Origin of the sequence: Thalassovita sp., assembly GCF_963691685.1 — a bacterium.
Taxonomy (GTDB): Bacteria; Pseudomonadota; Alphaproteobacteria; order Rhodobacterales; family Rhodobacteraceae; genus Thalassobius.
In genome coordinates this window covers 1,495,879-1,520,833 of record NZ_OY829290.1, presented here as the reverse complement: position 1 = coordinate 1,520,833, position 24,955 = coordinate 1,495,879, and the positions used below count along the sequence as shown (strand labels likewise).

General features: G+C 59.5%; 27 protein-coding genes. 15 read left to right on the top strand and 12 right to left on the bottom strand.

All coding sequences use genetic code 11. The features are described 5' to 3' along the window. Positions 1-83: 83 nt before the first annotated feature. Together ACORLH_RS07385 and ACORLH_RS07380 are read right to left on the bottom strand one after the other, a co-directional pair. Positions 84-308 (bottom strand): hypothetical protein, encoded by a 225-nt coding sequence (locus ACORLH_RS07385; protein WP_321832011.1) that lies wholly within the window; start codon positions 306-308, stop codon positions 84-86. Between the two features lie 39 nt (positions 309-347). Then, the gene (locus ACORLH_RS07380) at positions 348-674 is read right to left on the bottom strand and encodes a TraR/DksA C4-type zinc finger protein (protein WP_321832010.1); all 327 of its coding nucleotides are present in this window, start codon (positions 672-674) and stop codon (positions 348-350) included. A gap of 152 nt (positions 675-826) precedes the next feature. On the opposite strand from ACORLH_RS07380, the gene ACORLH_RS07375 reads away from it, so the two are divergent. The 4 genes from ACORLH_RS07375 to ACORLH_RS07360 all read left to right on the top strand — a co-directional run bounded on the left by ACORLH_RS07375 (position 827) and on the right by ACORLH_RS07360 (position 3,084). Beyond that, positions 827-1,690: an MBL fold metallo-hydrolase gene (locus ACORLH_RS07375; protein ID WP_321832009.1), complete on the top strand. Its 864-nt coding sequence runs from the start codon at positions 827-829 to the stop codon at positions 1,688-1,690. 113 nt (positions 1,691-1,803) lie between these two features. Further along, positions 1,804-2,229: a YeeE/YedE family protein gene (locus tag ACORLH_RS07370; RefSeq protein WP_321832792.1), complete on the top strand. Its 426-nt coding sequence runs from the start codon at positions 1,804-1,806 to the stop codon at positions 2,227-2,229. Next, positions 2,229-2,660 (top strand): DUF6691 family protein, encoded by a 432-nt coding sequence (locus ACORLH_RS07365; RefSeq protein WP_321832008.1) that lies wholly within the window; start codon positions 2,229-2,231, stop codon positions 2,658-2,660. The genes ACORLH_RS07370 and ACORLH_RS07365 overlap by 1 nt, the downstream gene beginning before the upstream one ends. Positions 2,661-2,670: 10 nt before the next feature. Beyond that, positions 2,671-3,084, top strand: coding sequence for a TIGR01244 family sulfur transferase (locus ACORLH_RS07360; protein ID WP_321832007.1), 414 nt, complete (start codon positions 2,671-2,673; stop codon positions 3,082-3,084). 259 nt (positions 3,085-3,343) lie between these two features. Here ACORLH_RS07360 and ACORLH_RS07355 read toward each other — a convergent pair whose 3' ends face one another. The 4 genes from ACORLH_RS07355 to ACORLH_RS07340 form a co-directional block, all read right to left on the bottom strand. Then, positions 3,344-6,028, bottom strand: coding sequence for an ATP-binding protein (locus ACORLH_RS07355; protein ID WP_321832006.1), 2,685 nt, complete (start codon positions 6,026-6,028; stop codon positions 3,344-3,346). Further along, positions 6,028-6,306 (bottom strand): hypothetical protein, encoded by a 279-nt coding sequence (locus ACORLH_RS07350; protein WP_058244256.1) that lies wholly within the window; start codon positions 6,304-6,306, stop codon positions 6,028-6,030. Before ACORLH_RS07350 ends, ACORLH_RS07355 begins: the two co-directional genes overlap by 1 nt. Continuing rightward, positions 6,303-6,671 carry a response regulator transcription factor gene (locus tag ACORLH_RS07345; RefSeq protein WP_058244257.1) on the bottom strand — a complete coding sequence of 123 codons (369 nt, stop codon included), beginning with the start codon at positions 6,669-6,671 and terminating at the stop codon, positions 6,303-6,305. Before ACORLH_RS07345 ends, ACORLH_RS07350 begins: the two co-directional genes overlap by 4 nt. A gap of 68 nt (positions 6,672-6,739) precedes the next feature. After that, entirely contained in the window at positions 6,740-8,050 is a 1,311-nt protein-coding gene (locus ACORLH_RS07340; RefSeq protein WP_321832005.1) for a short-chain fatty acyl-CoA regulator family protein, read from the bottom strand. A gap of 215 nt (positions 8,051-8,265) precedes the next feature. On the opposite strand from ACORLH_RS07340, the gene ACORLH_RS07335 reads away from it, so the two are divergent. From ACORLH_RS07335 to ACORLH_RS07305, 7 genes are all read left to right on the top strand, one after another. Continuing rightward, positions 8,266-9,606 carry a substrate-binding protein gene (locus ACORLH_RS07335; protein ID WP_321832004.1) on the top strand — a complete coding sequence of 447 codons (1,341 nt, stop codon included), beginning with the start codon at positions 8,266-8,268 and terminating at the stop codon, positions 9,604-9,606. Between the two features lie 122 nt (positions 9,607-9,728). After that, on the top strand, positions 9,729-10,760 hold the full coding sequence (locus tag ACORLH_RS07330; protein ID WP_321832002.1) for a branched-chain amino acid ABC transporter permease: 1,032 nt from the start codon (positions 9,729-9,731) through the stop codon (positions 10,758-10,760). A 3-nt stretch (positions 10,761-10,763) separates the two neighbouring features. Further along, complete coding sequence (locus ACORLH_RS07325; RefSeq protein WP_321832001.1) at positions 10,764-11,984, top strand: branched-chain amino acid ABC transporter permease; 1,221 nt, start codon at positions 10,764-10,766, stop codon at positions 11,982-11,984. A 10-nt stretch (positions 11,985-11,994) separates the two neighbouring features. Then, positions 11,995-12,750, top strand: a complete 756-nt coding sequence (locus ACORLH_RS07320) for an ABC transporter ATP-binding protein (protein ID WP_058244261.1) — start codon at positions 11,995-11,997, stop codon at positions 12,748-12,750. Positions 12,751-12,761: 11 nt separating this feature from the next. Further along, entirely contained in the window at positions 12,762-13,517 is a 756-nt protein-coding gene (locus ACORLH_RS07315) for an ABC transporter ATP-binding protein (protein WP_058244262.1), read from the top strand. A gap of 81 nt (positions 13,518-13,598) precedes the next feature. After that, positions 13,599-15,545, top strand: a complete 1,947-nt coding sequence (gene acs, locus ACORLH_RS07310; RefSeq protein WP_321831998.1) for an acetate--CoA ligase — start codon at positions 13,599-13,601, stop codon at positions 15,543-15,545. Positions 15,546-15,730: 185 nt separating this feature from the next. Further along, a complete protein-coding gene (locus ACORLH_RS07305; protein ID WP_321831997.1) occupies positions 15,731-16,534 on the top strand; it encodes a phosphodiesterase in 804 nt (267 codons plus the stop codon). A gap of 20 nt (positions 16,535-16,554) precedes the next feature. Here the strand turns inward: ACORLH_RS07305 and ACORLH_RS07300 are convergent, their stop codons facing one another. Then, on the bottom strand, positions 16,555-17,715 hold the full coding sequence (locus ACORLH_RS07300) for an acetyl-CoA acetyltransferase (RefSeq protein ID WP_321831996.1): 1,161 nt from the start codon (positions 17,713-17,715) through the stop codon (positions 16,555-16,557). Positions 17,716-17,808: 93 nt separating this feature from the next. Between ACORLH_RS07300 and ACORLH_RS07295 the strand changes: the two genes are divergently transcribed. The 4 genes from ACORLH_RS07295 to aat all read left to right on the top strand — a co-directional run bounded on the left by ACORLH_RS07295 (position 17,809) and on the right by aat (position 21,146). Further along, positions 17,809-18,351, top strand: coding sequence for a LuxR C-terminal-related transcriptional regulator (locus ACORLH_RS07295; RefSeq protein WP_420719810.1), 543 nt, complete (start codon positions 17,809-17,811; stop codon positions 18,349-18,351). 205 nt (positions 18,352-18,556) lie between these two features. Beyond that, positions 18,557-19,069 (top strand): acetyl-CoA carboxylase biotin carboxyl carrier protein, encoded by a 513-nt coding sequence (gene accB, locus ACORLH_RS07290; RefSeq protein WP_058244342.1) that lies wholly within the window; start codon positions 18,557-18,559, stop codon positions 19,067-19,069. A 9-nt stretch (positions 19,070-19,078) separates the two neighbouring features. Beyond that, the gene (gene accC / locus ACORLH_RS07285) at positions 19,079-20,425 is read left to right on the top strand and encodes an acetyl-CoA carboxylase biotin carboxylase subunit (RefSeq protein ID WP_321831995.1); all 1,347 of its coding nucleotides are present in this window, start codon (positions 19,079-19,081) and stop codon (positions 20,423-20,425) included. Positions 20,426-20,498: 73 nt separating this feature from the next. Beyond that, positions 20,499-21,146: a leucyl/phenylalanyl-tRNA--protein transferase gene (gene aat, locus ACORLH_RS07280; RefSeq protein ID WP_321831994.1), complete on the top strand. Its 648-nt coding sequence runs from the start codon at positions 20,499-20,501 to the stop codon at positions 21,144-21,146. Here the strand turns inward: aat and ACORLH_RS07275 are convergent. From ACORLH_RS07275 to ACORLH_RS07255, 5 genes are all read right to left on the bottom strand, one after another. Next, the gene (locus ACORLH_RS07275; RefSeq protein ID WP_321831993.1) at positions 21,101-21,466 is read right to left on the bottom strand and encodes a DUF2155 domain-containing protein; all 366 of its coding nucleotides are present in this window, start codon (positions 21,464-21,466) and stop codon (positions 21,101-21,103) included. The two genes, aat and ACORLH_RS07275, sit on opposite strands and share 46 nt — an antisense overlap. Further along, positions 21,463-21,909: an outer membrane lipid asymmetry maintenance protein MlaD gene (mlaD, locus tag ACORLH_RS07270; protein ID WP_321831992.1), complete on the bottom strand. Its 447-nt coding sequence runs from the start codon at positions 21,907-21,909 to the stop codon at positions 21,463-21,465. The genes ACORLH_RS07275 and mlaD overlap by 4 nt, the downstream gene beginning before the upstream one ends. 29 nt (positions 21,910-21,938) lie before the next feature. Then, positions 21,939-22,322 (bottom strand): NADH:ubiquinone oxidoreductase subunit NDUFA12, encoded by a 384-nt coding sequence (locus ACORLH_RS07265; RefSeq protein WP_058244269.1) that lies wholly within the window; start codon positions 22,320-22,322, stop codon positions 21,939-21,941. A gap of 187 nt (positions 22,323-22,509) precedes the next feature. After that, complete coding sequence (clpX, locus tag ACORLH_RS07260) at positions 22,510-23,772, bottom strand: ATP-dependent Clp protease ATP-binding subunit ClpX (protein WP_321831990.1); 1,263 nt, start codon at positions 23,770-23,772, stop codon at positions 22,510-22,512. A 149-nt stretch (positions 23,773-23,921) separates the two neighbouring features. Next, positions 23,922-24,557: an ATP-dependent Clp protease proteolytic subunit gene (locus tag ACORLH_RS07255; RefSeq protein WP_058244271.1), complete on the bottom strand. Its 636-nt coding sequence runs from the start codon at positions 24,555-24,557 to the stop codon at positions 23,922-23,924. Positions 24,558-24,955: the final 398 nt, after the last annotated feature.

Sequence of the window (24,955 nt, the reverse complement as noted above, 5' to 3'; positions counted from 1 at the left end):
TACTGTGCCAAGGGTGGCAGGGGAAAAGCAAGCCCCGCCTTGAGGTTGCGTCACGCTTGCCATAGGCGATGCCCAGCCGACAGTCAGACGGGCATGTTGTCAAAGTAGCCTTCCAGAGGATCCTCATCCGCGGCGGGTACTGATTTGGCCGTGCCAGCTGTGGCATTGCCCACCGCAGCCTCCAACCGGGTCACCAGCCCCCGCAGGTCCTCTGTGATATCCAAAACAACACCTTGCAGATCCTCAGGCGGGACCTGCTGGATCTGCTGTTCGATCTCGGCCAATAGCTGTGTGATCTTATGTTTCATTGCGTCCCTCCCTTGAGATGCGCCCCACTTGAGAAAATGTCAGCCGTGTTTCGCCGCACAGGGCGCGCAAAACGGGGTGGCCGGCAGCAGGTTCAATCGGTCCTCCGCCACTTCGGTGCCGCATTGCACGCAGTAGCCATATTCGCCCTCGCGCATGCGCTGTAGCGCGGCGCGGATACGGCGGATCTCCTCCTGACCGGCCTGGCCCAGCCCTTCCAGCACCTCATCACCCTCGCGTTCGACCGCGGCGTCTTCCCAATCTTTGGAGTGCGGGCTGTCCAACTCGGCCTCAATCCCATGCAGGCGACCGTCAAGCTCCTGCAGGCGGTCCAGCAACTGTCCACGACGGATATCCAACGCAATCATGGCGTTCCCTCCTTAACGAAACATGGAAAGTTTGACATAATTTCAGGGTCTAGCGCCTTGATGCATATCAACCCTGAACAGAAGCCAAATATGGGGGTTGAAACGTATTCGAATATTGTTATATGTTTTGCACAAATTCAGAGGATACCCCAATGACCCCGCTCGTAACCGCCTTTTTCGACAACGCCACCAACACCATTTCCTATGTGGTGCAGGACCCAGCGGGCAAAGCCGCGGCGATCATCGATTCCGTTTTGGATTTTGACTATTCCTCCGGCCGCACCGACACCGCATCGGCAGATGAGATCATCGCCTATGTCCAAAAAGAAGGGCTGGAGGTTCAGTGGCTGCTGGAAACCCATGTCCACGCCGATCACCTGAGCGCAGCCCCCTACCTGCAAGAGAAACTTGGCGGCAAAATCGGCATCGGCGACCAGATCAAAATCGTACAGGACACTTTTGGCAAAGTGTTCAACGAAGGCACCGAGTTCCAGCGCGATGGCAGCCAGTTTGATAAGCTTTTCGTTGAAGGGGATAGCATCCATATCGGTCAGATGCGTCTGGACGTCCTGCACACGCCCGGCCACACCCCGGCCTGCCTGACCTATGTGGTGGGCGATGCGGCCTTTGTTGGCGACACACTGTTCATGCCTGACTTTGGCACCGCGCGTTGTGACTTCCCCGGTGGCTCCTCCGAGGTGCTGTTCCAATCGATCCAGAAGATCCTGACCCTGCCGGATGAAACCCGCATTTTTGTTGGCCACGACTACAAAGCGCCTGGTCGCGAAGATTATGCCTGGGAAACCACGGTCGGCGAACAGAAAGCCAAAAACGTGCACATCGGTGATGGCACCGCGCAGGACGACTTTGTCAAAATGCGCGATGAGCGGGATGCGCAACTGGCGATGCCGAAGCTGATCATCCCCTCCCTTCAGGTGAACATGCGCGCGGGCCAGATGCCCGAGCCGGATGAACAGGGTGACGTGTTCCTCAAGGTGCCGGTCAACAAGCTCTGATCCGGGCGGCCTCACTTACCTAAACTCTTCCTGCCTGCGCCCGCATGCGAACTGCGGCGCAGGACAGGTGACCTATGACAACATCCAGGAAAGGAAACGCGATGTTGAGTGCTATTCCCTCAGATTGGCTCTGGGGTCTGATCGGCGGTCTGCTGATCGGCCTTGGTGGCGCCGTCTACCTTCTGGCCAACGGGCGCATCATGGGCGCCAGCGGCATCATCGGTGGTCTGGTTGACCGCTCGGGCTGGTCCACCTGGGCCGAACGTGTTGTGTTTCTGACCGGCGTCTTTGCACTGCCGATCCTGATCATGCCGCTGACCGGGCCGGTTGACACCCATATCACCGACAATTGGATCGTGATCATCGCAGCGGGTCTACTGGTTGGTATCGGCACACGTCTGGCCAATGGCTGCACCTCAGGCCACGGGGTTTGCGGCATCTCACGCCTGTCGCTGCGCGGCATGGTGGCCACTGTTTTCTACATCATGGCAGGCGGGCTGACCGTCATCCTGTTCCGCCACATTCTGGGGGTGATCTGATGCGACTGATCTATGCCTTTATCGCAGGCGGCCTGTTTGGCACCGGCCTGTTTCTGTCCGGCATGACCGACACTTCCAAGGTGCAGGGTTGGCTGGATATCTTCGGCAACTGGGATCCTACGCTGGCCTTTGTGATGGGTGGCGCGATCCTCCCGATGGCAATTGCCTGGCTGCTGGTGCCCGGGCGCAAACCCTTGGCCGGTGGTGAGTTTCCCGCCCCAGCCGCCCCTCGTCTGGGCCGCAATCTGGTGCTGGGATCGATCCTGTTTGGTGCAGGTTGGGGTCTGGCCGGGCTGTGCCCCGGACCCTCGATTGCCTCACTGTCTTATGGCGGTGTTGGCCATTGGGTCTTTGTCGCGGCGATGATCGCCGGCATGGCGGTGGCACCCGGCGTGCGGGTGACACTGGACAGGGCGGTTCCCGCGGAATAAGGCTTGGCGCATGGATATTCGTCAGATCACACCCCGCTACTCCGTCTCGCCGCAGATCAACCCCGAAGATTTTGCCGCCATCAAGGCGGCAGGCTTCACCAAGGTGATCTGCAACCGCCCAGACGTTGAAAACCCGCCCAGCCATCAGGCCGATGCAATGGCCGCCGCCGCCGAAGCCGCAGGCATGCCGTTTGAAGTGTTGGAGCTGACCCATCAGACGATGACACCCGACAACGTGGTGAAACAGTTTGAGATGGTGGATGCAGCAGAGGGCCCTGTGCTGGCCTATTGCGCCTCAGGCACCCGCTGCACCGTGATCTGGGCGCTCAGCCAGGCCGGCAAAGCCTCCGCCGATGAGATCCTCGGAACCGCCGCGCAGGCCGGTTACATGCTGGAACAGCTGCGGCCCCATCTGGAAGGCTGATCCACGGGTAACACAAATTAAAAGATGCCGGGCAAGTCTCCTTGTCCGGCATCTTTTTTATGCCCTTTTTGGGCCCAGAGCTGAGAGCAGCGCCCGACCCTGGGTGGGCGCAAAAGACCCCACTCCTACGCGCAACGTTGCAACAAAGCGCAGCGCATCTGCCCGTCACACCACCGCAAAAGCGCCCTCCCGTGGGGAGGGTCGGGCGCTGCTCGGGCATACGCCCTCGCAATCCAGTATCTACACTAAGCGGCACCTATCATTCTGCCGCCTGACGCATCCGCATCGGCAGGGTCACCCGAAATGAGGCACCGCCCTGCCCCGGCAGATAGGTGATCGCACCGCCAAGGCGCGACATGATCTCACGGCAAATCGCCAGCCCCAGCCCCGCGCCGCCCGCTTTCTGATCGCTGACACGGGCGAATTTCTCAAAGATCAGATCCTGCTTGTCGCGCGGCACGCCAGATCCATTGTCAGTGAAATCCACCACCAGATAGTTGTCCCGCTGCGCCACGCGAATGGTCAGTTCGGGCCTGGGGGCATCGCAGTATTTCTTGGCGTTGGCGATCAGGTTGATGAAGACCTGTGACAGCCGGTCCAGATCGGTTTCCATCTCCACATCCAGATCCAGACCGCGCCGATGAATGCGCAGCCCCGCCCCGCTGACCCCGGTTGAGGCCGTCGCGTGATCCAGCAATGCGGTCAATGATCCGCGCTGGATGTTGAGGTTCACCTGACCGTTTTCCAGCACCGACAGATCCAGCAGATCGTCCAGCAGACGGGTCAGGCGGATCGCCTCCTGATGGATGATATTGGCGTATTTGGTAAGCTGCTCCTGCCCCAATTCCTCGGCATCGCGCAGGATTTCCGAAAACGACCGGATGGAGGTCATTGGCGTGCGCAGCTCATGACTGATCTGGCTGAGGAAGGCATCTTTCTGCACCGACAGCTGGGTCAGCTTGTCATTGGCCGCCCGCAGCTGTCTGGCGGTGCGGGTCAGCTCGGCCGATTTCGCCTCCAGCTGACTTTGATGTTCCATCATCTGGGCGGTTTCATCGGCCACCGCCAGCAGATCCTCAACCGAAACGGTGGCCCGCCCCATGATCTGAGAGACCATCGCATGCGCCGTTGCCGCACCAACGGAGCCCGACATCTCGCGTTCCAACATTTGCAGAAATTCTGGTGTCGGATCAGGCAGATAGCCCGCAAGCCCCTGCGCCGTCGCAGCGCGCTGGAACAGCGATTGCGCCTCTGCCGGGCCAAGGATCCGCTGCGCCATGACCATCAGATCTTCGGCCTGGGCCACGCCGCCGGACCAGCCCTGCGGGTTGCCGGTATGCTGAAACACATTCACAAACTGCGCCCCCTGCAAGCGTTCCAGCGGCTGCGGGAAGGTCAGCAGAGAGAAGAGGATGAAGACAGCGGTGTTCAGGGTCATCGACCACATCACCGAATGCACCAGCGGATCCAGCCCGGTGATCCCAAACAGCGCCTCAGGGCGCAGCCAGGAATTGCCAAACAACCCTGCCTCAAACACGGTTTCTGGCAGGAAAACACCCGGACCAAAGCTGGGCAGGAACAGGGTGAAGGCCCAGATGACAAAGCCCACGGCCAGCCCAGCCAAGGCCCCAACACGGTTGGCCCCGCGCCAGAAAATCCCGCCCATCAGCGCCGGCAGGAACTGCGCCACCCCAGCGAATGAAATCAGGCCGATGGCCGCCAGCGCCTCCCCACCACCGGAGAACCGGTAATACAGATAGCCAAGTGCCAGCACCCCGGCGATTGAAAGGCGACGCGCCAGCAGGACCACATGGCGGACATCGCCGGAAATCATCGCGCCACCTTCGGCCAGGCGCAGCCAGATCGGCATCACGATATGGTTCGACACCATCGTCGACAGCGCAATCGCCGCCACGATCACCATCGACGTGGCCGAGGAAAACCCACCCAGGAACGAAAGCATCGCCAGCCCCTCCTGCCCCTGGCTCAGCGGCAGCGTCAGGACAAACTGATCGGGGTTTGCACCCTCCGGCATAAGGTCCAGACCGACCACCGCAATGGGCACCACAAAAAGGCTCATCAGCATCAGATAGGCAGGGAAGGCCCAGCTGGCCGTGCGCAGGTGGTTTTCGTCCTCATTTTCCACCACCAGCACCTGAAACATCCGTGGCAGGGTGAGGAAAGCCGCCGCCGACAGCAACGTCAGCGCCGCCCAGCGCCCATCCGGCACCTGCCAGGTACCAATGGCCGAGGCATCGATCCGGTCCAGCGTTGCCGACAGCCCGCCGCCAATGCCCCAGACCACAAAGATCCCCACCGCGACCAGTGCAAACAGCTTGACCACTGCCTCCAGCGCGATGGCCATGACCACCCCGTGGTGGCGTTCGTTGGCATCCAGATTTCGGGTGCCGAACAACACGGTAAACAGGGCCAGCCCGGCGGCGATCCACAGGGCTGTGGCATCATGATCGCCCAGTTGTCCCGTCTCCGCTGCATTGGCCGAAAAGCTGGCGAAGGACAGCGTAACTGACTGAAGTTGCAGCGCAATATATGGCGTGGTCCCGATCACCGCGATCAGGGTCACAAAGACCGCCAGCAAGGGCGACTTGCCATAACGGGAGGAAATGAGGTCCGCGATTGAGGTGATCCGCTGGGTGCGCCCGATCCGCACCAGCTTGCGCAGGCCCCACCACCAGCCAATCATCACCAGCGTCGGCCCGATGTAGATGGTCAGAAACTCCAACCCGGAGCGCGCAGCAAAGCCAACGGCGCCATAAAACGTCCAGGCGGTGCAGTAGATCGACAGCGACAATGTGTAAACAAAAGGTGAGCGCAGCCATTTCGCCCGCCCCCTGAGTGCTGCCCGTTCGGCCATGAAGGCCACCAGAAACAACAGTGCCACATAGCCAAGGCACACGGCGATGAGGATATTCAATGTCCCCATCAGCGCGGGCCCTCCTGCGGGTTTGATCGCTCACTTTCGGCTTTGCCATCCAGCCAGATGGACAACACCGCCGCTAGGCAGGCCAGCACAAACCAGACCGAGAAGATATAGAGCATCGCCCGTGAGGTTGAGACGGGCGCGCCGCCTTCGCGGGTCCACAGCAGCGGGATCGCCCACAGCGCAGCGCCCAGAAACGGCATCAACCGCGCCCCATCCATCAAACGCCGCAAGCGGTAGCTGCGCCGTTCCAGAAACAGGGGCGATTGCTTGCGGCTCATTGCGGCACCAGTTCGCGCAGGGCCTCCAGAACTTCGGCGTTTGAGAAGGGCTTGGTCATGAACCGACTGGCCCCGATCCGCTCGGCCAGATCGCGGTCTTTGCTCTGGCCGCGCGCGGTCAGCATCAACACCGGCAGATCCCGTGTTGCTTCGCCTTCGCGCAGTTCCGTCAGGATGTCATAACCGGACTTGCCCGGCAGCATGACATCCAGAATCACCAAATCGGGGCTCTTGTCGCGCACCACATCCACAGCATCGTGGCCGTTTGAATGGGTCGCAACGGTCCAGCCGTCACGCGATAATATGAACGAAATCGCCTCGATGATGTTTGGCTCATCTTCGATGACAAGGACATGTTTGCCCATGTATCGCCCCCCCTTGAGCACTCAATTTCAAATTTCCCTGACTGTTATTGCCACATTCAGGGGACAAGTCAAAACCCATCCGTCAGGATTGATGGCTCACGCCGGCCGGCGCAGTCCTGCAATGGGCAGATCCGGCAGCTCACCCCAAGTGGCGCCGTACGCTCCTCCCGCCGTGCGCCGGGGGCCCGTGAAACGATCAGCATATGGGCGTGAAACAACGGATCTTCGCCAAACTTGGGCGGCGTTGCCGGTTCAGAAATTGCATAAGCCACAAAGGCCGCGTCGCCGCGCGGATCCTGTTCCACCACCTGCCGGATTGGCACCATGGGGCGTGAGAGCGCCTGAAACAGCGGCCATTTCGGACAGGCAGCGCCAAACCTTGGCAAGGCGAAACCTTCGATGGCTTTGCGGAAAATCAGCGTGCCCGAGGCATCGCAGCTGACCAATCCGATCTCAGGAATGCCGTCTTCTTTGGGCAGTTCAGCCATCCGCCGCATCGCACGCGACAGGCTGACGCCAAACATCTGCGCCACAGACGACGGGTCAGGACCATACTCGTGCACACAGGCAAGCACCTGATCCAGCGGCATGTCACGGCCGTCTTCAATGTAGCGTTCCAGATAGCTGCGCGCGAAACCACGCCCGGCGACAGATTGCAGAACATCGGCGCCTTGCAGCATGGTCTCAACCTCACTGCGTTTGCCATTTTCCAACTGGGCGAAGTGATAATTCGCATCCTTCAGGAAGGCCTCCAACTCCTCCTGAGGTGAGGCAAGACCGCCCTGTTCCTCGGCGCCCTCATCCAGATAAGAGACCAGCGCCTGCGCACTTTCAGCAAGCCGCGCGGCATCTTCATTGACGTTTCGGTGGAACCTGTCCCGCCATTCCGGTTCCAGTTCCGGGGTGTCCGCCAGAATACCCGCGGTCGAGCGGATCGCCGTCACGGTGGAAATCACCTCATGCAGGGCGGCGGCAAGATAGGGGTCATGGGTCAGACGATCAGTCAGGGTTTCCACTGTCCGTTCCAGCTCCAGCACCCTGCGGTGGCGGCGGGTCAACAGCTCGGCCCAGCCCGGATAACGACCGGCAAAAGCCTCGGGCGTTTCTTCAACCGGGGCGGCACTGGGATCGGCGGCACGCGCCTCCCCAAGCGTGGCCAGCATCGCCGCTTCGGCGCCTTCGGACAGGATCGAAGGCTCCACCCCCAGCACTTCGGCCAGCGACAGGAGGAGTTTTCCGCCGATTCTGCGTCTGTTATGTTCGATCAGATTGAGATATGAGGCCGAAATACCGGCTTTTTGCGCCAATTCGGCCTGTCGCATTCCCTGCATGATCCGCCTTTCGCGGATCCTTGTCCCGGTAAGCTGCCCCTGCGGCATTTTCTTTTCCCATCAAAATCAACGCGCTTCTGCATCGCAGAATAATTTCTTTACAATGCATACCACAGCATTGTGCAAATATTTACAAAAAAAATGTTACGCAAAAAGCCATTGTTGCGAAATTTTCCAACCGCCCCCGATAATGAATTTGCACAAATGTGCGCGTGGGGACGCAAGAGGAGGCGTCGCCACACGTCTTGAAACGGGAGGAATTTATGACCAAGACCAATATGTCTCGTCGTGGTGTGCTGAAGTCGGGGGCCGTTGCCGGTGCCGGGCTGGCAGTGCCGACGATCTTTACTGCGCAGTCCGCTGCCGCATTTACAAACGAACCCACTGGCAGCTCGGTAACGCTAGGCTTTAACGTGCCGCAGACCGGCCCCTACGCTGACGAAGGTGCCGACGAACTGCGCGCCTATCAGCTGGCGGTTGAGCACCTGAATGGTACCGGCTCTGACAACGGCATGCTGGAAACCTTCTCGTCGAAGGCTCTGCAGGGCAACGGTATCCTGGGCAAGAAGGTCGAATATGTGACCGGCGACACCCAGACCAAATCTGACGCCGCACGCGCATCGGCCCGTTCGATGATCGAAAAAGACGGCGCCGTCATGATCACCGGTGGCTCCAGCTCCGGTGTGGCTGTGGCTGTTCAGGCCCTGTGTCAGGAAGCTGGCGTCATCTTCATGGCCGGCCTCACCCACTCCAACGACACCACCGGTAAGGACAAGAAGGCCAATGGCTTCCGCCACTTCTTCAACTCCTACATGTCCGGTGCGGCGCTGGCGCCGATCTTGGCCAACAACTACGGCACCGACCGTAAAGCCTATCACCTGACCGCAGACTACAACTGGGGCTACACCACTGAAGAAGCGGTGAAAACCTCGACCGAAGCCATGGGTTGGGAAACCGTTGCTGCGGTACGTACCCCGCTGACGCAGACGGACTTCTCGTCCTATATTGCGCCGGTTCTGCAATCGGGCGCCGACGTTCTGGTTCTGAACCACTATGGCGGTAACATGGTGAACTCGCTGACCAACGCGGTTCAGTTCGGCCTGCGCGACAAGCTGGTCAACAACAAGAACTTCGAAATTGTTGTTCCGCTCTACTCGCGCCTGATGGCGAAGGGTGCAGGTGCCAACGTTAAAGGCATCTATGGTTCGACCAACTGGCACTGGTCGCTGCAGGACGAAGGCTCGCAGGCCTTTGTACGGTCCTTCGGCACCAAATACGGCTTCCCGCCGAGCCAGGCCGCGCACACCTGCTACGTTCAGACCTTGCTTTATGCAGATGCTGTTCAGCGCGCTGGTTCGTTCAACCCATGTGCTGTTGCTGAAGCTCTGGAAGACTTTGAGTTTGACGGCATGGGCAACGGTAAGACCCTGTATCGCGGGGCGGACCACCAGTGCTTCAAAGACGTGCTGGTTGTGAAAGGGAAAGAGAACCCGACTTCGGAATTCGACCTTCTGGAGATCGTGGAAGTGACCCCGACCGCTCAGGTGACCTACGACGCCTCGATCTTCGGTGGCGAACTGGGCGCTTGCAACCCGGGCACCTAATCAAACCAAGCAGGCCGGCTGGCAGCAGTCTGAGCCGGCCTGCAACACTTCTACATGGCGCGCCGCCTCCCGAAACCCTTTGGTGAATGGCGGCACCATGTTTCTCAACACAGGTGGGGACTATGGACGCAATTATCCTGCAGATCCTGAACGGGCTCGATAAGGGCTCTGCCTACGCGCTGATCGCGCTCGGGCTTACTCTGATTTTCGGCACGCTGGGAGTGGTGAACTTCGCCCACGGCGCGCTGTTCATGATCGGTGCTTTCTGCGCCGTTACACTTAACCGCATTCTGACGCTCAGCCATCAGGTTGTAGATCCGTCACGCACCGACTTTCTGGGCCAGCCCCTGAAAGTTGACGTGCCTTACGTCTATGACCTGTTCGGCGAAGCCACCGGACAATCGATCATCGACTGGTCTGTGCCTCTAGCCATCCTCTTTGCCATCCCGGTGATGATCCTGGTCGGCGTGATCATGGAACGCGGTCTGATCAAGTTTTTCTACAAGCGCCCCCATGCGGACCAGATCCTTGTGACTTTCGGTCTGGCGATCGTGCTGCAGGAAATCATCAAGTACTACTACGGTGCCAACCCGATCCCGACCCCGGCCCCCGAGGCCTTCAAAGGCTCGTTTGATTTCGGCGCGATGCTGGGCTTTGATCCAAACACCATCATCTACCCCTACTGGCGTCTGGTTTACTTCTGCTTTGCCGCTCTGATCATCGGTGCTGTCTTTGTCTTCCTGCAGTTCACCACCTTCGGGATGGTTGTCCGCGCCGGTATGGCTGACCGCGAAACCGTTGGCCTGCTGGGCATCGATATCGACAAGCGCTTCACCATCATGTTTGGCCTTGCAGCTGCGGTCGCGGGTCTGGCGGGTGTGATGTACGCGCCAATCAACGCGCCGAACTATCACATGGGCATGGACTTCCTTGTGCTCAGCTTCGTTGTGGTTGTTGTCGGCGGCATGGGCTCCCTGCCCGGCGCTGTCGCCGCAGGCTTCCTGCTTGGCATTCTGGAAAGCTTTGCCTCCATGCGTGAGGTCATCGCCTTCATTCCCGGTATCAACCAGGTCATCATCTACCTGGTCGCCATTATCATTCTGTTGACACGTCCGCGGGGCCTGATGGGCCGCAAAGGCGTGATGGAGGACTGATCCATGTTTGGTCTCGATAAGAAAGACGCCACACTGCTCGTGGTCGTCGCCATCCTCGCCCTGTTTGCACCGTTCATCCTGAACCCCTTCCCCGAAGGCTCAGCCATGGCGCAGTTCAACGCAGGTTACCCTGACCTGATGCAGCGTTTCGTGATCTTTGGGATCTTCGCCATCGGCTTTAACATCCTGTTTGGCCTGACCGGCTACCTGTCCTTTGGCCACGCGGCCTTCCTGGGTGTGGGCTCCTACGCGGCGATCTGGATGATGAAACTGCTGACGATGAACGTCATCCCGGCCATCATCGTTTCGGTAATCGTTGCCGGCCTGATCAGCTTCCTCGTGGGTTGGATCTCGCTGCGCCGCTCGGGCATCTACTTCTCCATCCTGACACTGGCCTTTGCGATGATGATGTATCAGCTGGCCTATTCGGACCTGTTTGGGCAGCTGTTCGGTGGTGTACTGACCGGTGGTGAAACCGGCCTTCAGCCGAAGGTTAACGATCCCCGCATTCTAGACGCCGCACTGGCCGAAGGCGCAACGCCTAAGGCTCACCTGTTTGGTCTGGAAATGGGCGCGAGCTACAAGCTGGCCATCGGCAGCTGGGAGTTCACCTTCAACGCAGGTTACTATATCGCCGCCGTTGCAATGCTGGCTGCCTTCTACATGTCGATCCGCATCTTCCGCTCACCCTTCGGGCTGATGCTGCGCTCGGTCAAGTCGAACCAGCAGCGTGTCAGCTACACCGGTCTGAACCCACGTCCCTACACGCTGGCGGCCTTTGTCATCTCGGGCATGTATGCCGGTCTGGCTGGTGGCCTCTTGGTGGCAATGGACACGCAGGTGGGCGCGGAACGGATGTTCTGGACCGCCTCGGGTGAGGTTGTGATCATGACCATTCTGGGCGGTGCTGGCACCTTGATCGGTCCGGTTCTGGGTTCGGGTCTGCTGAAGTACATGGAGAACATCCTGTCCAAGATCAACAAAGGCGTACTGGAGGGCTGGTTCTCCTTCATGCCTGATGGGATGTCGGATTTCTTCATCGCGATCACCAACCTCTTTGTGGGCAAACAGTGGCACATCACCACCGGTGTGATCTTCATGCTGGTTATCATCTTTGTGCCCGGCGGTCTGGTTGAACTGGGCAAACGCATCGGCAACCTGTTGACCCGCAAGAAACAACCCAACAATACCGACGGATCGGCCAAGGCCGAGCCTGCAGAGTAAGGAGACAACAATGGGTATCCTTGAAGTCAAAGGCGTCAACAAACGCTTCGGCGGCCTGCAGGCGCTGGGGGACGTGAACCTGAGCGTGAAGGAAAACTCCGTTCACGCCATCATCGGCCCCAACGGGGCGGGCAAATCCACCCTGCTGAACTGTCTGGTGGGCAAGCTGATCCCCGACACCGGGTCGGTCATGTTCAACGGTCAGTCCGTGCTGGGCCGCAAGCCTTATGAGATCAACCAGATGGGCATCAGCCGCGTGTTCCAGACCCCTGAGATCTTTGGTGATCTTTCGGTGCTGGAAAACATGATGATCCCGATCTTTGCCAAGCGTGACGGGGCCTTCCGCATGCATGCGGTCAAAGACATGATGAGCGAAAAGCAGGTGGTCGAAGCCGCCCAGCACATGCTGGAAGAAATGAACATGGCGGACAAACATGGCATGAACGCCGCCGCCATGTCGCGCGGGGACAAACGCCGACTGGAAATCGGCATGTGTCTGGCGCAGGAGCCGCGCCTGTTGTTGCTGGATGAACCCACCGCCGGTATGGCGCGGGCAGACACCAACAACACCATCGATCTGTTGAAACAGATCTCGGATGAGCGTGACATCACCATCGCCATCATCGAACACGACATGCATGTTGTGTTTTCTCTGGCCAACCGGATCACCGTTCTGGCGCAGGGCACCCCCCTGGTCGAAGACGATCCGGAAAACATCAAAGGCAACCCGAAGGTACGCGAAGCGTATCTGGGTGAGACCGCGTAAGGAGGCCGACCATGAATGTGAAACCTGATTTTTCCAAAGGTCACAACCTTGCTGAAACCGCCCCCGCCTACCTGTCGGTGTGGGATCTGCATGCCTACTACGGTGAAAGCTACATCGTTCAGGGTGTCGACTTTAACGTCCACGAAGGTGAGATCCTCGCGCTTCTAGGTCGCAACGGCGCTGGCAAAACCTCCACCCTGCGGGCCATTGCGCGGCTGGATGACCCTGAAATCCGCCGTGGTGAGGTCTGGCTGGACCACCAGCCGCTGCACCTGATGAAATCGCATGAAGCCGCCCGCGCCGGGATCGGTCTGGTGCCCGAAGATCGCCGCATCATTCCCGGCCTGACGGTTGAGGAAAACCTGAAGCTGGCCCAGATCGCCCCGCCCATCGGCTGGTCGCTGGAACGCCTTTATGAGCTGTTCCCCCGTCTGGGCGAACGCCGCCAGCAGGAGGGTGTGACGCTTTCGGGGGGCGAACAGCAGATGCTGGCCATTGCCCGCGCCCTGGCACGTGACATCAAGGTTCTGTTGCTGGATGAACCTTACGAAGGCCTTGCACCGGTGATCGTGGATGAGATCGAGCGCACGCTGCGCAAGATTAAGGAACAGGGGATCACCACGGTAATTGTTGAACAAAATGCCGTCCGTGCCCTTGAACTTGCCGACCGTTCCGTGATCCTTGATACCGGTAACGTGGTGTTTGACGGATCCGCGGCTGAGGTCTTGCAGAACAAAGAACTGCGGGAGGAGTACCTCGCCATCTGATGTGGCCCGCAAACACTTCCGTTCGCCCGCCTCGCCTGAGGCGGGCTGACGCAATTTAGGGATCGAGGGAGGACCCCAAAAATGACGGACGCCGTTTATCCGGTTCCAGAGGACTTTGCCGCCAAAGCCCATATCGACGCCGCCAAATATCAGGACATGTATGACGCTTCGGTCAAAGATCCTGAGGCCTTCTGGGCCGAACATGGCAAGCGGATTGACTGGATTGAACCTTTCACCAAGGTCAAAGACACCAACTTCAAACTGGGCGAAGTCAGCATCAAATGGTTCGAAGATGGTGTGTTGAACGTCTCGGCCAACTGTATTGACCGTCACCTCGCCACCCGCGGGGAGCAAACCGCGATCATCTGGGAACCGGATGAGCCGGATGCCGAAGCGCTGCACATCACCTATAATGAGCTGTCGGAGAAGGTGAACCGTTTCGCCAACGTCCTGCTGAGCCAGGGTGTGATGCGGGGCGACCGCGTGGTGATCTACCTGCCGATGATCCCCGAAGCGGCCTATGCCATGCTGGCCTGTGCCCGGATCGGTGCCATCCATTCGATCGTCTTTGCAGGCTTCAGCCCCGATGCGCTGGCCAACCGGATCAACGATTCTGAAGCAAAGCTGCTGATCACCGCCGACACCGCACCGCGTGGGGGCCGCCGTACTGCGCTGAAATCCAACGCGGATCAGGCGCTGCTGCATTGCTCGGACAAGGTGCGTTGCCTGGTGGTGAAACACACCGGCGATCAGACCACCTGGATTGATGGCCGCGATGTCGACGTCAAGGCGCTGATGGAAACCGCCAGCCCTGACTGCCCGCCGCGCCCGATGAACGCCGAAGATCCGCTGTTCATCCTCTACACCTCGGGCTCCACCGGGAAACCCAAGGGGGTTGTGCATTCCTCCGGCGGCTATCTGGTCTATGCCGCGATGACCCATCAATACACCTTCGATTATCACGAAGGTGACGTGTACTGGTGTACCGCAGACGTCGGCTGGGTCACCGGCCACAGCTATATCGTCTATGGCCCGCTGGCCAATGGCGGCACCACGGTGATGTTCGAAGGTGTCCCCACCTACCCGGATGCGGGCCGGTTCTGGGCCGTCTGTGAGAAACACAAGGTCAACCAGTTCTACACTGCCCCCACCGCCATTCGTGCGCTGATGGGTCAGGGCAATGAGTTTGTTGAAAAATACGACCTCAGCGACCTGAAACTCTTGGGCACCGTGGGTGAACCGATCAACCCCGAAGCCTGGAACTGGTACAATGAGGTTGTCGGCAAAGGCAGCCGCCCGATCGTTGACACCTGGTGGCAGACCGAAACCGGCGGTCACATGCTGACGCCGCTGCCGGGCGCAACTGCGCTGAAACCGGGTTCGGCCACCAAACCGTTCTTCGGCGTGCAGCCGGTTCTGCTGGAAGCCACCACGGGCGAGGAGATCGCTGAGACCGCCGCCGAAGGTGTGCTGGCGATCAAAGACAGCTGGCCTGGTCAGATGCGCTCGGTCTGGGGCGATCATGAGCGGTTTGAGAAGACCTATTTTGCTGACTACAAAGGCTACTACTTCTCAGGCGACGGTTGCCGCCGTGACGCGGATGGCGACTACTGGATCACCGGCCGTGTGGACGATGTGATCAACGTCTCCGGCCACCGGATGGGCACGGCTGAGGTCGAAAGTGCCCTGGTGGCCCATGCCAAAGTGGCCGAGGCCGCAGTGGTGGGCTACCCGCATGACATCAAGGGGCAAGGCATTTACTGCTATGTCACGCTGATGAACGGCGAAGAGCCCAGCGAAGAGCTGCGCAAGGAGCTGCGCACCTGGGTCCGGACTGAGATCGGGCCGATCGCAGCCCCTGATCTGATCCAATGGGCGCCGGGCCTGCCGAAAACCCGTTCGGGCAAGATCATGCGCCGCATCCTGCGCAAGATCGCCGAGGATGATTTCGGCGCGCTTGGCGACACCTCGACCCTGGCGGATCCATCTGTGGTGGACGATCTGATCGAAAACCGCATGAACCGCTAAGCGTATCCTCGGAACAGACCAACAAGGCCCGGCTGTCAGTGCCGGGCCTTTTTTGTTTTCGCCGATTTGCCGTTTGTGACAAACCCGACACGTTTCTATGACAAGTGGGTCGCAACAAGACACCCCTGCACCGGCGAATCCGCCAAATCTGGGGGCAAACAGATTTAAAGAGAAAGCCTGACCTGATGTCGAAAATTCTGGTTATGACCGATCTGCACCTCGTGGTGCCGCCTGAAACCATCATCGATCTCAGCCCGGCGGAGCGTTTGGCCGAAGGACTGGCCCATGCCGCCAAGATGCATCCCGATGCTGATCATCTGGTTTTGACCGGCGATCTGACCAACGAGGGCACGCCTGCACAATATGCAGTTCTGAAACCTCTGCTGGCAGATCTGCCTTGGCCGGTCACCATGCTGATGGGCAATCACGATCTGCGCGAACCGTTCCGCGCCAGTTTCCCCGACGCACCGGTGACCGAAGAGGGTTTTGTGCAAGCGGTGATCGATCTGCCCGATGTGCGCCTGATCACGCTGGACACTTTGGACACCGAAGCTGAGGTGCTGCATTCCGGTGTCCTCTGCCCGGCGCGATTGAACTGGCTGAAGGCGGCGCTGGACGGGGCTGACGGCAAGCCCTGCCTGGTGTTCCTGCATCACCCGCCGTTTGACACCGGTTTCAACGGGATGGACGGCATCGGCCTGACCAATGCGCCGGAACTGCTGGCACTGACCGCAGAGTACAATGTGCGCCACCTCTTTGCCGGGCATATCCACCGCACCATCACCGCCACGGTCGCCGGCCAGTCCATGACCGTGTTCAAAAGCACCTGCCATCAGATGCCGATGCTGTTGGGGCAAGAGGGCTTTGGCCATTCCGTACCGGAGCCGGGCGCCTATGGCATCATCCTCACCCGCGGTGAGGATGTGATCGTCCACACTGAAGATTTCACCCTGCCGGCGATGGAAAACAAGGACTTCGAGGCGCATTAAGCGCCTCAAAAGAGTTCTGTTTAGGTTTTGGCCACCTCAAGGATGGAGACATGGGCCGCCACCGCGGCGCCGCCCATGTTGAACACCAGCCCCATATTGGCACCGGGATGCTGCATGCCGTCCGCCTGCCCTGTCACCTGACGCGCGACCATCGTGTGCATCGACACGCCCGTCGCGCCAATTGGGTGGCCTTTGGCCTTCAACCCGCCTGACAGGTTCACCGGCAGGCGTCCCCCGGCCTGCACCACACCGTCGCGCAGCAGGTTCGCCCCCTGCCCGCGCGGCGCGAGGCCCATCGCCTCATAGATCAGCAACTCGGCAATGGTGAAACAGTCATGCACCTCAGCGACATCCAAATCGTTGACGGTGATGCCCGCCCGCTCATAGGCCAACGCCATCGCCCGGCTGGGCCCTTCAAAGCCCACCAGATCACGGCCCGCCATCGGCAACAGGTCATTCACATGCGCAACCGAGCGGATCTTGACCGCCTTTTGCACATCCCCCAACAGATCCTCCGCCACCAAAACCACTGCAGCGGCACCATCTGACACCAGCGAGCAATCAGTCTTTTTCAACGGGGCCGCGATCATCGGATTGCGGTCACTTTCGGTGGCGCAAAACTCCAGATCCAAAGGTTTCTGCAACTGTGCCAGCGGATTATTCACCGAGTTGCCGTGGTTCTTGGCGGCGATCTGGGCCAATGCCATGGATTGGTCGCCATATTCAGCGAAATAGGCTTTGGCAAATTCGGCAAAAACACCGGGGAAGGAAATCCCCGCCTCGGTCCGCTGATAGGCCGCACGCCCCAGCGCCTGCGTCACCTCAGGCCCGGGCAGATGGGTCATCATCTCAGCCCCAACAACCAGCGCCACCTTGCACTCACCCGCCAGGATCGCCTGACGCGCGGCGTGAATTGCGGCAGATCCTGTGGCACAGGCGTTTTCCACCCGGACCGCCGGTTTGAACCGCAGGTCGGGATCGATTGACATCATCAGCGAGGAGGCAAAGCCATCATCCACCATGCCCGCGTTGAAATGGCCAAGCCACATGCCGTCCACCTCAGCCGCCGGGATCCCCGCATCCGCCAGCGCCTCACGCCCGGCATCCACGATCAACTGTTCCAAACTCTGATCGCTCAGGCGGCCAAATTTGGTGTGCCCCCAGCCAACGATGTAAACCATTTTGCATCCCTCCTATGCTTGCACCAAAGAATGCAGCTGTCATTTCTGCGATCAATTGGTAGAAATACGCGCAATCGAGGGGAGAGGGGCATTATGGATATCGCGGAACTGGGCTTTGAATTTGCCCCTGTTGGCCTGTGTATGCTGGAAAACCGCGTGATCCGGGGCTGCAACCGCCAGTTTGCCGAAACCTTTGGCGGCAGCGTCGAGAGTTTCACCGATGTGCCCTTTGCCGAGTTTTACGTCAGCCCCGAAGACTACGAAAATATCGGCGCACGTGGATTGGCCGCAATGTCCGAAACCGGCCGCTATTCCGACGAGCGGGTGATGATCCGCCGGTCGGGCGAAATGTTCTGGTGCCGGGTGCGCGGTGTCTCACTCACCCCCGAAGACCCGTTTCAGCGCGGCATCTGGTCGGTGACCGATCTGTCAGATGAACGCCCGATTGTAGAGCTGACCCAGCGCGAGCGCGAGGTGGCGATCCTGACCTGCCGTGGCCTGACCAGCAAAGAGATCGGTCTGGAACTGGACCTCTCTTATCGCACGGTTGAGGTCTATCGCGCGCGTCTTTTGGAAAAATTTCAGGCCCGCAAGTTGGCGGAACTGGTCGCAAAACTTGCCGGCATGCCGCTTTGATTCTGCTGCCCCGGCCCAGCAACAGAAGGGCCAAAGCGCGTTCTGCGATGCTTTTTTGACAATTCCCCTCGAAATTTTCTGCACGAAACCCCATTTTGCCCCCCAGATGGGCGCTTTCCGCTTCGTCAAGGATGGCGTATAAGCCCTCCAGATGGGGATAGGGCGGATCCGTACATGCGCCCACCACAAACCGGTCGAGGGAATGATGACTAATAAGAAACACGACTCCGACGTCGAATTTATTCAGGCTCTGGCAGAGCTGCTGGCAGACAACGATCTGACTGAGCTGGAAGTGATGCGTGAATATGGTGACAACGACAGCCTCAACGTTCGCGTGAGCCGCGCCAGCCAGACCGCTATTCAGGTCGCAGCCCCGGTCGCCGCAGCCCCTGTTGCTGCCGCACCTGCCGCCGCCCCCGCCGCAGCCGCCCCGGCTGCCGCACCCGCCGCGGCCCCAGCCGCCGCTGAGGATCCCGCCAGCCATCCCGGCGCAGTGACCTCGCCCATGGTTGGCACCGTTTACCTGCAGGCAGAGCCCGGCGCCCCGTCCTTTGTCAGCGTTGGCAGCCAGGTCAGCGAAGGCCAGACCCTGCTGATCATCGAAGCGATGAAAACCATGAACCAGATCCCGGCCCCGAAATCGGGCACCGTGAAGCGTATTCTGGTCGAAGACGGCGGTGCCGTTGAGTTCGGCGCCCCTCTGGTCATCATCGAGTAAGGCCGCGCCATGTTCGATAAAATCCTGATTGCGAACCGGGGGGAGATCGCGCTGCGCGTGATCCGCGCCTGCCGCGAGATGGGCATCAAATCGGTAGCGGTCCACTCGACCGCGGACGCCGATGCCATGCACGTGCGCATGGCGGATGAATCCGTCTGCATCGGCCCGCCTTCCGGCACCGAAAGCTACCTGTCGATCCCGGCCATCATTGCCGCCTGTGAAGTCACAGGCGCGCAGGCGATCCACCCGGGCTACGGCTTCCTCTCTGAGAATGCGAATTTCGTACAGATCGTTGAGGATCACGGGCTGACCTTTATCGGCCCGACCGCGGAACACATCCGCGTCATGGGCGACAAGATCACCGCCAAAGACACCATGAAAGATCTGGGCGTGCCTTGCGTTCCAGGTTCTGACGGTGGCGTGCCTGATCTGGCCGCAGCCAAGCGTATCGGTGAGGAAATCGGCTATCCCGTCATCATCAAGGCAACCGCTGGCGGTGGTGGCCGTGGCATGAAAGTGGCGCAAACCGCCGCTGACATGGAAGAGGCGTTTAGGACCGCACGTGCAGAAGGCAAAGCCGCCTTCGGCAACGATGAGGTCTATATCGAGAAATACCTCACCACACCGCGCCACATTGAGATCCAGGTCTTTGGCGATGGCAAAGGCAAAGCGGTTCACCTGGGTGAGCGCGATTGCTCGCTGCAGCGTCGTCACCAGAAGGTGTTTGAAGAGGCCCCCGGCCCCTGCATCACCCCTGAAGAACGCGCAGCGATCGGTAAGGTCTGTGCGGATGCGGTTGCCAAGATCAACTACATCGGCGCCGGCACCATTGAGTTCCTTTATGAAAACGGTGAGTTCTACTTCATTGAGATGAACACCCGTCTGCAGGTGGAACACCCGGTCACCGAGAGCATCTTTGGTGTCGATCTGGTACGTGAACAGATCCGTGTGGCCGAAGGCATGCCCATGTCCTTCAGCCAGGAAGATCTGGAAATCAACGGCCACTCGATCGAGGTGCGGATCAACGCAGAAAAGCTGCCGAACTTCGCCCCCTGCCCCGGCAAGATCACCCAGTTCCACGCCCCTGGCGGTCTGGGTGTGCGGATGGATTCGGCGCTTTATGACGGCTATTCGATCCCACCCTATTACGACAGCCTGATCGGCAAGCTGATCGTGCACGGCCGCGACCGTGCCGAGGCGCTGGCTCGTCTGGACCGTGCGCTGGGTGAATTGATCGTGGACGGCGTCGACACCACGCTGCCGCTGTTCACAGCGCTGCTGCAGGAAGATGACATCCACACCGGCAACTACAACATCCACTGGCTGGAAAAGTGGTTGGACGCAAACATGGGCTAAGGCCCCGCCGGGGCCGCAGGCAATCCTGCGGCCCCGTTTCGGATCATGGGGCGTTTTTCCAGAGGATAGGCGTTTGAAAGACGAGTTCACGCTCACCCCTCAGATCCTGCTTTCGGGCTATGCCCAGGGCATTTTCCCCATGGCTGAGAGTCGCGATGACCCCGAGGTGTTCTGGGTTGATCCGCGCCACCGTGGGATTTTCCCCCTCGACGGCTTCCACATCTCCAGATCGCTGGCCCGACGTCTGCGCAAAGAGGATTATGAGATCCGGATCAACGGCGATTTTGAGGCCGTGCTGAACGGCTGCGCGGATCGCGATGAAACCTGGATCAACCCCACCATCCATGCGCTTTACATGTCGCTGAACGCGATGGACCGCGCCCATTCGCTGGAGGTCTGGATGGAGGGTGAACTGGCGGGGGGCGTTTACGGTGTCACGCTGGGCCGCGCCTTTTTTGGCGAGAGCATGTTCAGCTACCGCCGCGATGCTTCAAAGATAGCGCTGGCCTATCTGGTGGATCATTTGGTGCAGACCGGTTTCACCCTGTTTGACACTCAGTTCATCACGCCACACCTTGCCTCACTTGGGGCGGTGGAAATCCCTCGCAAGGCCTATCAGGCGCTGCTGCGGGAGGCCTTACGCGAAGGGGCATTTTTCAACGTTGAGGGTGTCGATCACTCAGCCGCAGGCGTGTTGCAGCGCAACGGCCAGACGTCATAACGCGCATGATCCAGCGCGTTCAGCGCTGGGGCTGAGGCCATCATCCAACCCCGGAACATCGGGGCGTCTTTGCCAATGCCCTGAATGGTCACAAAGGCATAAGCGTCCCCAGACGGGTTGCCCACCGGATAGCGGCATTCCCCCAGAGACACCCGCAGATCGCCTAATACGGCCTCACCGCCATTTGGGATCTCCATATCCGTGGTTTCGCCGTTCACCTTGTCCAGCCCGCGCAGGACGGCGCCGGTGCCCGGGCTGACCTCTTCGGCGACGGATGGCAACGCCAGAAGCAAAGAAAAGACTGCAGCGGTGCGGATCATTCGTCGCCTCCGGACACAAACTTCATCAACAGCGAAATCAACGAGACGGAGCCTTGGGTGTCTTCGATCTCGGAACCCGGCTCAAAGTTGAAGGGGGATCCGCCCGGAACAATCTCCACAAAGTTGCCGCCCAGCAGCCCCTCGGAGCTGATCACAACGGCACTGTCGTCAGGGATATCGATCTCGTCTTTCAGCAGAAATTCAGTGTCAGCGCGGAAGGTCTGAGGGTTCAGGTCGATATCGGTCACGGTGCCGATCTTAACCCCGGCCAAGCGCACGTCAGAACCAACGCTGATCCCTTCCAGTGAACGGAACGACGCGCTGAGCGGATAGCCGTCAGACTGTACGGTAAACCCGGTGACCTGCCCCGCATAAAGGACAAAGCCCACAGCGGCGGCCAAGACCGCTGCGCCTACAGCAACTTCGGTGGGATTGGTGGACATCGGTGCCCCCTTACGCCTGCGCTTGCGCCTTATTCGGGCGACCATGCCTCATAGTCGCGCCGCTCAGACGGCTCAGAGCGACGGATCGATCCGGCGGGGGCATAGGCCATCGCGGTGCCGGTGAGGTTTTCCAGATGCGGCTTTTCCCAGTCCTTATGGACCAGCGGCTTGTCGGTCGGCAGCTCATCAAAGGTGTGATGCAACCAGCCATGCCAGTCAGGGCTGATGCGGCTGGCCTCAACCTCACCATTGTAAATAACCCAGCGACGTTTGCCGTCCTTGGAGGTGTAGAACACATTGCCCTGATCATCCTCACCCACTTTCACGCCTTTGCGGGCGGTGTAAAGCTGGGTGTTGAGGGTCTGACCGTCCCACCAGGTGACGGCGCGCAGCAGGGTGTTCAGGATGCCCATTGAGTCTCTCCGCAATAAGTTACCGGAAGATATGGACCATATACCCCTCAAGGTCCAGTGGCGGGGGGCCTGCAGCAGGTGTTTTCCGGCCCCATCAAACGCATCAAGCCACCGCCAAAGGCCCAGACAAGCAAAAGCCCGCCACCGGAACAGGCCGGGGCGGGCTTTGGTAAAGCGATAGCTCAGATCAGCTGGCGCTGGCTTCTTCTTTTTTCTCACCGTGGATCATCAGCGGCTGCGCGTCCGAGGTCACGGCCTCTTCGTTCACAACAACCTCAGTCACGCTGTCCTGACCCGGCAGGTCAAACATGGTGTCCAGCAGGATATCTTCGAGGATCGACCGCAGGCCACGGGCACCGGTTTTACGCTCAATCGCGCGTTTGGCGATGGCCGACAGCGCGTCATCGGTGAACGACAGTTCAACCTCTTCCAGTTCGAACAGACGCTGGTACTGCTTGACCAGGGCGTTTTTCGGCTGGGTCAGAATGGTGACCAGCGCGTCTTGATCCAGATCTTCCAGCGTTGCCAGAACCGGCAGACGGCCGACAAATTCCGGGATCAGGCCGAATTTCAGCAGATCTTCGGGTTCCAGATCCTTGAAGACCTCACCCACACCGCGTTCGTCGTTTTCCCGCACGTCCGCGCCAAAGCCCATGGCCGAACCTTTGCCACGCTGGCCAATGATCTTGTCCAGACCGGCAAACGCACCACCACAGATAAACAGGATGTTCGTGGTGTCGACCTGCAGGAATTCCTGCTGCGGATGCTTACGGCCACCCTGCGGCGGAACCGAAGCCACGGTCCCTTCCATCAGCTTCAGCAGTGCCTGCTGCACGCCCTCACCCGAAACATCGCGGGTGATCGATGGGTTTTCCGACTTGCGGGTGATTTTATCTACTTCGTCGATGTAGACGATGCCACGCTGCGCGCGTTCCACATTATATTCCGAGGCCTGCAACAGCTTCAGAATGATGTTTTCAACATCTTCACCCACGTAACCCGCTTCGGTCAGCGTGGTGGCATCTGCCATGGTGAAGGGCACATCCAGAATACGCGCAAGGGTCTGGGCCAGCAGCGTTTTACCGCAACCGGTTGGGCCTATCAGCAGAATGTTCGATTTCGACAGTTCGATATCGCCCGACTTCTGTGCGTGGTTCAGACGTTTGTAGTGGTTGTGAACCGCCACCGACAGCACCCGCTTCGCCATCGCCTGACCGATCACGTAATCGTCCAGAACGTTGCAGATATCCATCGGGGTTGGCACCCCTTCCGAGGATTTCAGGCCCGCGCTCTTGGTCTCTTCCCGGATGATATCCATGCACAGCTCAACGCATTCATCACAGATGAAGACGGTTGGGCCGGCAATCAGCTTGCGCACCTCATGCTGGCTCTTGCCGCAGAAGGAGCAGTAAAGCGTGTTCTTGCTGTCGCCACCGGTATTCGTCGCCATTTCGTCCCTTTCAGGCCTGAAGTCTCAGGTTACTCAGATGCTGCCGTCTGGCTGTCCTGCATCCCTTGGAGAGATAGCTTAAGACAGCCCTCAGGCAGCCACAATGCAAAAACGTCACACGGGCGCGTTAACGCCCGTGTGTCTTAGGTTTAGCTGTCGCCGTCGTCGCCGGTTTTGGCGCGGTTGGTGACAATCTCGTCAATCAGGCCCCATTCCTTGGCCTCTTCCGGCGACATGAAGTTGTCGCGCTCCAGACCGGCCTCAACCTCTTCATAGGTGCGGCCGGTGTGTTTGACGTAAATTTCGTTCAGACGGGTTTTCAGTTTCTGGGTTTCCTGCGCGTGGATCATGATATCCGTCGCCTGCCCCTGATAACCACCCGAGGGCTGGTGCACCATCACGCGGGAGTTCGGCAGCGAGAAGCGCATGCCGGCCTCACCCGCGGTCAGCAGAAGCGAACCCATCGAGGCCGCCTGACCAATCACCAGGGTCGAAACCTTTGGTTTGATGTACTGCATGGTGTCGTAGATCGACAGACCCGAGGTCACAACGCCACCGGGTGAGTTGATGTACATCGAGATTTCTTTCGACGGGTTCTCCGCCTCCAGGTGCAGCAGCTGGGCAACGATCAGCGAGGACATGCCGTCATGCACCGGACCGTTGAGGAAAATGATGCGCTCTTTCAGCAGGCGCGAGAAAATATCATAAGCCCGCTCCCCACGGCTGGTCTGCTCAACCACCATAGGCACCAGGGTATTCATGTAAGTATCAATCGGATCGTTCATAGTCGCCTGCCTGTTACTGTCAGAAGCACACTTATCAGCAAGGTGCTAATTGAGTCTTAGTCTTGCCCCCTCTGGCCTGCAAGGGGACCCCTCCGAATTAATGGGGTGCGCCACCAATCCCATAACCCTTGGCGTCAACAACGACAAAGGCGGCACTGGCGGCGACAACCCGTTAACCGCAAAAGAGGTTTCAAGTTCCGTGCCAGCATCTGCGCCATCTTCTGACAGGCGGATATGAGCATATTTGCGACATATGCGACCATATTACCCGCTTAGCCTCACTAAAATTTGTCGCCATTTTACGCAAATGTGACGCATTGCGTATTGGCGCCCCACGGAAGACTGATATTTTGCGACACCAAGCTGTCGCGATCCCGTTACCCGAGGTCGCAGAGCGA